The sequence below is a fragment of the Moorena sp. SIO3I8 genome, from assembly GCF_010692325.1.
Lineage (GTDB): Bacteria > Cyanobacteriota > Cyanobacteriia > Cyanobacteriales > Coleofasciculaceae > Moorena.
Genome location: NZ_JAAHHW010000188.1, coordinates 1 through 8,778 on the forward strand (window position 1 = coordinate 1; position 8,778 = coordinate 8,778).

The window sequence follows — 8,778 nt, forward strand, 5'->3', positions numbered from 1 at the left end:
TTTTTATTAATGCTATGTTTACGTGTCATACCGAGTTGCATTCAAAGAGAGTAGATTGGTTGGATAGGGAGATAGGGAGATAGGGAGATGGGGAGATGGGGAGAGGGGGAGATGGGGAGATGGGGAGATGGGGAGATGGGGAGATGGGGAGATGGGGACCCACCCCTAACCCCTCCCAGGAGGGGAATATGGGGAGATGGGGAGATGGGGAGATAGGGAGATTGGCGGAAGAGAAAGTTGTACGTTTGACCGCAACTTGGTATCAAATAAAAATACTATAGCAAGTATAAAATAGGTGAGGTACAAAACAAACAGGACTTTGTACCTCACCAAATTAATAAATGTTATAAAATGCTATAAAATTGTTAATTGCCTGCCTGCCTTCCAGCCTGCATAATTATTGCTTTAGTTCTTCCTCAAGCATCCGTTGATAAACCTTTGGCAAGTGCTTACTCATGCTATTTGTTTCTATGCCATAACCTAGACTTGTCCAAGTACCAGACAACCGCCGCAACACTTTATCTAAATTTCCTTGCCGCAATTCTTTGGGAATATCCATCCCCCAGGCTCTACTATCCTTGAGCCAATCGTGAACCACAGCATCCTGGAAGTGTGCCTCAAAGCTATACTGCTTCCAAAACAAAAAGCCTGAGGGTCTGGGGTGATAGCGTTGTGCCTTTTCTTTCCAGGTAAAATCAAGGAACTGATACCGTCCCGCTGCTGTGCTACATTTTCCAACATTAGGACCAGCGACTATGGGAACACATATTTCAGGATGACGCCTTAAATCAGAAACGTGTTGACCCCCATAGATAATCGTGTAGGGTTGGGGGTCATTGGCTTCACTAGCTGTGATAGTACGCATTAGGGCGCGAATGTAAGGATCTCCCCCCCTCATCACTAAGGGAGGGGTGCCGTGAATACTGGTAGGATAATCAGATAGCGATCGCGAAACCGGGTAGTAAGCCCATCTATTAAACACATGTCTGAGATAAATCCCCAATAATAAGCTCACTATCACTAAGGCTGAAATATTGTAAAATAAGCCTTTGAGTGTAAATTTATAGGAAGTATTTGGAAATCCTCTTAACTTTCCGTACTTCTGCCGGGGTGATGAAGACACTCAGTTGAATAATCCTTACTAGTGTTAATACTGTGAACTTAATAGTGTTCACAAAATGCCATTGACGGAACGTCACGCTAAGCGAACGCTCAACACTCCCTCAACCTACGTCAGCAAATAGCTGTTCCCAGCCTTGATCGGGAGCTTCTGCTGAGCTAACCACTTCTACTATTTTATTCCGAGCTTCCGGTTCCGACAGCGCCTCAACACAAACTTCTGCTACTTTGGTGCGAGGTATGCTACCTTCAAATAGAGTATCTGCCCCAGACATCACAATCGGGTCTGAGTTGTCTTCGTTTCTGAGACCACCTGGTCGCACAATGGTGTAGGTCAAGCCGCTTTTTTGGATATATTCCTCTGCTTGCTTCTTCCAGACCAGAATCAGCCAGAATAGGTTGAGGGGATGGAAAAACTGGGACACACAGAGAGAAGAAACCAATACAAAGTGTTCTACCCCTTTTTGCTTAGCAGCATCTACTAAATTTTTAGTGCCTTCGTAATCCACCAGGTAGGGTGCGGTTGGGTCAAAGGTAGGGCGAGCAACAGTGGCGCACAGCACTACAGTACTATCTCCGATCGCAGCACTGATGCTCTTGGGTTTGAGCACATCCCCCACCACTAATTCTGCTGCTGGTGGTAATATTTCTTGAGCGTAGTCTAAATTTCGCACTAAAGCCCGTACAGGAATATCACGCATAACCAGTTCCTGTACAATCCGCTTTCCTGTTTCTCCTGTTGCTCCAGCTACACATGCTTTCATAGCAATTTCCGTACAATTCACCTAGTAGCTTAGCTAGTTTACCAGTTATTCTGAGTGAAAATTAAACTAGGCCATTCAATCGAGAATTATTGGATTTTTCCGTAAACCCCAACCTCTCGGTTGTATAAGTTTCTAGGTCATGTGTTCTTCTAAGACTTTGTGGGTGGATCTAATTAAAACCTGCTATAGTCAGTGATCTAATAACTGATCTAATAACTGATCTCGCATCACCATAAACCCAGCTAGATCAGTCCCCCAAACTTTACACTTGTTTACATAGCTCAACTTGTTTTTGTCCGACTCCTGATGAACTCAGCCAGAGGAGCTGGATAAGCAAGAGCGACCCATGGACATTTCTCAACTAGGCTCTCAACTAGTTTCTCAACTAGTCACAAGGCAATAAAATGAAGAGGATGAGGTATGCGATCGCATTTTATTAACCATCAGTCAATTGAGGCAAAACAGGTCGATTTGAATACTCCTGCTATAAAGGCCAACACTGACCCTATTGTTCCATCAGGGTCTTACTCAGGTAGTGAGCCGACTCGGTTTCAGTGTCATTTTCAAGACTGTATGGAGATGTATGCTTCAGCTGAGCAAGTGAGTGCCTATCTAAATACTCACCAGGATTGGTTTTGTCGCTGCGCTCATCCTATGAAAGTAGAACTGCTCACAGACAATGGCTATATCTTGACCATTGGTAGCTTTGGGGCGTTTGGCTATAGGGTAGAGCCAAAAATCGGTTTGGAATGGGTACCTCTTGACGAAAATTCCTATCAGATTCGGACAATTCCCATATCCAATTACGTCAGTCCAGGCTATGAGCTTGATTTCCAGGCATCTCAGACCTTAGTAGAAGTACCAGCAAGGGAGTATTTTCAAGACCATCAGCTGGAATCGGAGTCCATACCATCAGCGATAACCCGCGTGGAGTGGCATCTTGACCTGATTGTTTACATGTGGTTTCCCAAGGCAATTCAGAAACTCCCTCAGTCCTTGATTCAACGCACAGGCAACGGAATCTTGCAGCAAGTTGTGCGTCAAGTTTCCCGGCGTTTAACCCACAAGGTACAGCAAGACTTCCACAGCAGTAATGGTCTACCTATACCGAACCAATCACAGCGGTAAAATCTACAGTAATATTTACTCTAGGGGGGGTACAATACCAGTAAGCATTCAGCCGTCAGCTATCAGCTATCAGCTTATGGGCTACTTGAGGTGCTACGTGAACAGCTAAAGGTCTGTGGCCACGCTACACCGAACAGTTTATGCCCATAGCTTAGGCTACTAATTTTGCTTTTGAATAAAATAAGCTGACGGCTGACGGCTGATAGCTGAATGCTTACCAAGACCACACCCCTAGGTAAATTAAATCATCTACGGATTGCTAAGAATCTTCTGCACAATTTGCATGCCGGTGATGGCTTGCCAGCTGAATAGTCCCAAGAGTGCAACATTGAGGACGATGTGACTATAGCGAGCCCAAGTTTGACCTTTCTGCATTAATGGTGTTAGAGAGGCAGAGGTAGCAATAATTCCGGTCATGCCTAAACCAGCCAGCAAATGGGGTCCAAAAAACAACTTGCCATTGTTAATGTAGGTTACTGCCATACCTCCGATTGTACCGAGTACCATCATGGCTAGCAACGCTGAACCCACAAGATGGTGCTTAACATTATATTGACCCTTAACTAGCGCTTTCTTTTCGTCACCTTCCGCCGTTCTAGTCTTTTGGATTTTCAAGCCCAGATAAAGAGCATAGAAGGCTGCCGCTAGGAGCACCCACATCAGTAAGGGGTGGAAGAATTGAGACCAAAATTTAACAGACTCTGGCAGGTTCATAATGTTATGTCAATTTTCAGGAGCTTCATGAAAATTAACATAACATAATTGCCGTTATCAAGTCTAATGTGCTAATAACTCAGTTAAACAATATGGTACTATAGCTCTGCTCCTTGTCGCTGAATTTGGGGATTGTTAAGGATGTAGAAATGTTGCCATTGCATGGTAGTTGCCATTGCATGGGTTTGGTAAGCGATCGCGTCTTGCCACTGATGCCTAAATCAATTCCGGGGAAAGATACAGGAACAGAACTGTTAGCTTACCCCAGTTAGCTTACAGTTTGGCGTTCATATCCGTATTTCTTGCTGCCCATCTCCCCCAAGCGCACCCCTGAACACCCCGTCAGCATACCAAGTTGCCTTTATAATCTAGTGCAACATTTAACCTCTCTAAACCTACCCATCAGCAGGAATGATCTGTATAGCACCAGGTGAAAACCTGGTGGTTGTTGCCGACAAAGCACGAATCATTATGTTCCGTGCGCCATTCCAATCCCGTGGTAATGAAAAACCACATTTTGGACATTGGAATTTTTTATTACCACCTAATCTCTCATGAATATGCCCGCACTGTGGACAAGTTTTACTGGTGTAAGATTCGTTCACCAAAACCACTTTTACATCATTGCGATCAGCCATCTGAATCAAATGCTGGCGAAATTTGTAATGACTCCAAGTAAGCAGATTGCGAGCTGTCTTCTTGTTCAATTTTCTGGCTGATTTTACGACCATCTGAGAAGTTTCAAATGTTGGTATAAAAATCAGCTTGTAATTATGAACAAGGAAGGAAGCTGACTTGTTGTGACAATCTTTTATCAGGTCTTGAATCTTTTGGCGTAAACGGTGGGCAGCCTCTCTCATTGCTGCGCTTTGGCGCACGCTTCGCGAACGTCTCTGCCGTTTTGCAGAGCTTAAGTCAATGCGACTCATCAATCGATCTAGCTGCTGACAAAGTCTTTGAATCCTGCCAATATCATTAGACCCTATTTCTATGTAATTTTTACCATCAAAACCAGTAAGAAACGTCTTGATACCTGGATCTAAGGCTATCACTCGATCCTCTTTGGTGGGAGTAGGCTCAATATATTCAGGGAAAATCCCGTACCATTTACCTTTGATCCAAACCAATTGAGTACCGTAGATGGACTCGTCAGGAAAACCTTGAGGTGAACGGAAAGATAAGCCTTTTACTTTTGTCGGATACCAGGAACCTTTCTTGAAATTTCCGGCTTTGAATTTAATAACCTGACTTGTTTCCCGACAAGACTTGAATCTAGCAAAACCCCTATTAGCTTTAGCTTGCTTGACTGCATCGATCGCATCTGCTACAGCTTCTTGTAACTGGTGACCTGGTAAAGTTTTAACCCATTCCGGTCTATCAGCTTTTCTAGCTAATTTCTGCAAATCGTAAGCACTACCTTTGTAGCCATTTTTTATGGCAGCTATCGACCAGTTGTAGACCCACCTGTAGGCATTAAGCCAAGTTTTCCAAACCTTGTGAAGTTCTTTAGATGGAAACACCCTGATCTTCAAGACACTGTTTGGTGTCAACTTCAGCGTCTGGTTCCGAGGTTTTGTCTTGTACCGCTTGCGTGACTTGCGTGATTGTTTTTCGGAGTCCGTAAAGCCTAGCAGAGAAACAGTGGAGGATGGACAAGATATCTTCGACCAGCTCCTGCTTTGGGGACAACTTACGTTCATTGAGAACCAGGAGTTTGACTCCACCTTTTTGACATAACCATTCAAGCAATGGGAAACCAAACCTGACTGCTCTGTCTGGGTAGGCGACAACAAATGCTGAGATATCAGAGCTGTATATTCGTTCCAATATTTTGATAAACTTTCGCCGTTTAAAATTGAGTCCCGATCCAACTTCTGAAATAACTTCAGCGTTTGGGTATTTTGACCGTAAAAATTCAGCTTGTCTATCAAGGTCGTCTCGTTGGGAATGTGTAGAGACTCTTGCATAAGCGACAATGGGCTTACTCTGCGGGTCTTGTCCTTCAACACAAAACCTTCTTTGATTCCCTTGAGTCCTGATGCTGTCAAGTCTTCCGTCTTTATCCCATCTCCTGAGTGTTGTAATGGAGACACCGTAATATTCGGCTGCCTCTTTTGGGGTGACATATTTTTTCATAACGGCTTAACCTCTACAAATCTATAATAGCAGATTTGTAGAGGTATGACGAGGTTTGATAAGATTAAATGCTAATAGTTACACCTCCCTGCTCACCTGCTCACTCCCTCACCAGTTCAAAGGATAATATCTTTGATTGATCGCAACATTGATCGCAACTTGGTATCAATGTTTTACGAGAGGACTAAAGCACTAATAAACATAGCCTAATAGACTAGCCTAATAGACATAGCGAGGCATCTCGCTCAAGGCGTTCCAGGTGTGTTCAATAACTACACCATTGCCTAGCAAACCCCTGTCGAGTTGGAAGCGTTGCACTGCTTCGAGTGTCAGGGAAGCGAAGATGCCATCAATCTCAGCGGTATAGTAGTCACTAATCCAAAGTACTTCTTGGACTGTTTTGACAGCCTCACCAAAACTACCAGGATGTAGAATTGGCATATTGACGGGAGTACCACTCAGAAGAGCTTGCCAGGTCTTTTGGTCTACAATACCAGTTGCTCTGAGAAATACCTTTTGCTGGTAGCCTTGCACAGCATATTCAATCTCTGTGTCAAAGATACCATCTAATGGACCAAAGTAATATCCCCGGTGAGCCAAGATACTTTGTAATTCTACCACATAAAGACCAATTAACCCTAGATAAAGAGTGTGCTTTCTGAGCCAAGCAGTGACACAAGCACTGGTCTGGGAGGTTTCCAAATTAATCAAAGCTGTCATGCTAGATTTCCCTGATGAAATTTTTCCTGGCATTCTTCATAATCAAATATCTGAGGTTGAGCAGGGGTGATTTAAGTTTTAATAAGTTGTTAACCTTCTGCCAGTAAAGCGTGATTTGAATCACTGGGTAACTATGTATAGTGTTAAGTGTTGACTAGTGATTGTTGACTTTAGGGATGCACAGCCAAGGCTTGCATGCAGTAGCTAACATAAAACGTTCCATGTAGTTACCCCACTTTACGTTTATTTATATATACCCACATAGAGGTTTCAAAATTTATAGTTAATACCAAGTAGCATTGATCGGTAGGACCCTCTATCGAGAGTTTACCCGTCTGATGGTATCTTGCCGTCTTTGAATGCAATCCCTCTGATGGCAATGTCATACTATAGTTCTTTATATAGTGCTTTGCAGCTCATTAAAATACACTGTAGCCTCTCGGAAGCTCCTACTGCAATCACCGGCTGTATTGTATTCCAATCAAGACTGCGTTTGCATTTAACTCAGTAATGAAACTGTTTGTCCCAGGTCGCCTTTGTCTATTTGGGGAACATAGTGATTGGGCAGGAGGCTATCGCTGCCTAAATCCCCAGCTGGAAAAGGGCTACACCTTAATCACCGGAACCAATCAGGGAATTTATGCTCTGGTCTTATCTCATCCGACCGAGCTGATTATTCGTACTTCCCTGAGGGTGGGTAAACCCACCGTTTCTATTAGTGTACCAATGGAAAGGAGTGCTCTGCTCGCTGTTGCTAAAAAAGGCGGTTTTTTTAGTTATGCTGCTGGGGTTGCCTACCAGTGTCTCTGTCGCTATCCTGTCGGTGGAATTGAAATCGATAATTACCGCACTGACTTACCGATCAAGAAAGGGCTATCCTCAAGTGCCGCAATTTCCGTCCTAGTTGCCCGCAGCTTCAATCTCCTGTATGACTTAAACATGAGCCTCCAAGAGGAAATGGAGTTAGCCTATCTAGGGGAAACCACCACCCCTTCCCAATGTGGTCGGATGGATTTCGCCTGTGCTTATGGCAATCGACCAATCATGATGATGTTTGATGGTGATCACACCGATATTACTGAACTCAAGGTACCTCGGAATCTATTTTTTGTAATTGTAGACCTCGGTGCCAGTAAAAATACCCAGGAAATACTCGGTAAACTGAATCAGTGCTATCCATTCGCCACTAACGAAATACAACAAAATGTTCAGCACTATCTTGGTCCAATCAGTTCTAAAATTACTCAGGAGGCAGTTGAGGCTCTGGAAAGGGGTGATGCTGAACGGATTGGTGCCTTGATGAACCAGGCACAAGCTGAATTCGACCGCTATCTTATCCCTGCTTGCCCTGAGCAATTAACTGCTGGAGTGCTGCACCAAATCCTGAATTATGAACCAATTCAACCTTATATCCTAGGGGGAAAGGGAGTTGGCTCTCAAGGGGATGGCAGTGCACAATTTATTGTTAAAGACAAGGAAACTCAACAAAAGTTAATTAAAATTATTGAGCGTGATTTTCCCCAAATGGAATCTTTGGCGTTAACGATTTATGCAGACCAATAACGTTCGCAAAGCTGTAATTCCCGCAGCGGGTTTTGGAACCCGTTTGTTTCCAGCCACCAAAGTGGTAAAAAAAGAGTTATTTCCGATTATTGACCGGGATGGTAGGGCGAAACCAGTGATCATGGCGATTGTGGAAGAAGCGGTCAGTGCTGGGATAGAAGAAGTGGGGATTGTGGTGCAAAAAAGCGATCGCAAACATTTTGAAGACTTGTTTAAGTCGCCCCCCAAACCCGAACTCTTCGATAAACTCTCTCCAGAAAACCAAGCATACAGCCAATATTTACAGGATTTAGGCCAGAGAATTACCTTTCTGATTCAAGAGGAGCAAGAAGGCTATGGTCATGCTGTATTCTGTGCCAAAGAATGGGTAAACGATCAGCCTTTTCTATTGTTGCTGGGGGATCATGTTTACGCTTCTGACCATGAAACCTCCTGTGCTAGTCAAGTTCTAAACGTTTATAACCAGGTTGATCACAGCGTTGTTGCCTTGACCGTAATGCCAGGAGAGATTATTCACAAAGCTGGTTGTGTGACTGGGATTTGGGAAGAGTCAGAATCACAGTTGCGTGTGACAGAGCTTTATGAAAAGCCTACTCTTGAGTATGCGCGAGCCCATCTCCATATGGAAGGAATG

Annotated in this window: 11 protein-coding genes; 5 read left to right on the plus strand and 6 right to left on the minus strand. The window is 43.9% G+C overall.

The window, feature by feature from the left end:
* Window positions 1–143 precede the first annotated feature (143 nt).
* Window positions 144–281 carry a hypothetical protein gene (locus F6K51_RS34075; RefSeq protein WP_293029577.1) on the plus strand — a complete coding sequence of 46 codons (138 nt, stop codon included), beginning with the start codon at window positions 144–146 and terminating at the stop codon, window positions 279–281.
* Window positions 282–397: 116 nt separating this feature from the next.
* Here F6K51_RS34075 and F6K51_RS34080 read toward each other — a convergent pair whose 3' ends face one another.
* Together F6K51_RS34080 and F6K51_RS34085 are read right to left on the minus strand one after the other, a co-directional pair.
* Window positions 398–1,015, minus strand: a complete 618-nt coding sequence (locus F6K51_RS34080; protein ID WP_293029580.1) for a glycoside hydrolase family protein — start codon at window positions 1,013–1,015, stop codon at window positions 398–400.
* A gap of 208 nt (window positions 1,016–1,223) precedes the next feature.
* The gene (locus F6K51_RS34085) at window positions 1,224–1,883 is read right to left on the minus strand and encodes an NAD(P)H-binding protein (protein ID WP_293029583.1); all 660 of its coding nucleotides are present in this window, start codon (window positions 1,881–1,883) and stop codon (window positions 1,224–1,226) included.
* A gap of 420 nt (window positions 1,884–2,303) precedes the next feature.
* Between F6K51_RS34085 and F6K51_RS34090 the strand changes: the two genes are divergently transcribed.
* Window positions 2,304–3,011 carry a DUF1997 domain-containing protein gene (locus tag F6K51_RS34090; protein ID WP_293029586.1) on the plus strand — a complete coding sequence of 236 codons (708 nt, stop codon included), beginning with the start codon at window positions 2,304–2,306 and terminating at the stop codon, window positions 3,009–3,011.
* Between the two features lie 249 nt (window positions 3,012–3,260).
* On the opposite strand, the gene F6K51_RS34095 is transcribed toward F6K51_RS34090, so the two are convergent.
* Entirely contained in the window at window positions 3,261–3,725 is a 465-nt protein-coding gene (locus tag F6K51_RS34095) for a DUF4079 domain-containing protein (RefSeq protein WP_071105518.1), read from the minus strand.
* Between the two features lie 113 nt (window positions 3,726–3,838).
* On the opposite strand from F6K51_RS34095, the gene F6K51_RS34100 reads away from it, so the two are divergent.
* Window positions 3,839–3,997, plus strand: a complete 159-nt coding sequence (locus F6K51_RS34100; RefSeq protein ID WP_293029592.1) for a hypothetical protein — start codon at window positions 3,839–3,841, stop codon at window positions 3,995–3,997.
* A gap of 123 nt (window positions 3,998–4,120) precedes the next feature.
* Here the strand turns inward: F6K51_RS34100 and F6K51_RS34105 are convergent, their stop codons facing one another.
* From F6K51_RS34105 to F6K51_RS34115, 3 genes are all read right to left on the minus strand, one after another.
* Window positions 4,121–5,245, minus strand: a complete 1,125-nt coding sequence (locus F6K51_RS34105; protein WP_293029596.1) for a transposase — start codon at window positions 5,243–5,245, stop codon at window positions 4,121–4,123.
* Window positions 5,232–5,861 carry an IS607 family transposase gene (locus F6K51_RS34110; protein WP_293029599.1) on the minus strand — a complete coding sequence of 210 codons (630 nt, stop codon included), beginning with the start codon at window positions 5,859–5,861 and terminating at the stop codon, window positions 5,232–5,234. Before F6K51_RS34110 ends, F6K51_RS34105 begins: the two co-directional genes overlap by 14 nt.
* A 219-nt stretch (window positions 5,862–6,080) precedes the next feature.
* Window positions 6,081–6,614, minus strand: a complete 534-nt coding sequence (locus F6K51_RS34115; RefSeq protein WP_293029602.1) for a peptidoglycan-binding protein — start codon at window positions 6,612–6,614, stop codon at window positions 6,081–6,083.
* A gap of 477 nt (window positions 6,615–7,091) precedes the next feature.
* Here F6K51_RS34115 and F6K51_RS34120 point away from each other — a divergent pair, with 477 nt between their 5' ends.
* Window positions 7,092–8,144 (plus strand): GHMP kinase, encoded by a 1,053-nt coding sequence (locus F6K51_RS34120; RefSeq protein ID WP_293029605.1) that lies wholly within the window; start codon window positions 7,092–7,094, stop codon window positions 8,142–8,144.
* The coding region (locus F6K51_RS34125; protein ID WP_293029608.1) for a sugar phosphate nucleotidyltransferase at window positions 8,131–8,778 on the plus strand (648 nt) is incomplete at its 3' end. The genes F6K51_RS34120 and F6K51_RS34125, both read left to right, overlap by 14 nt.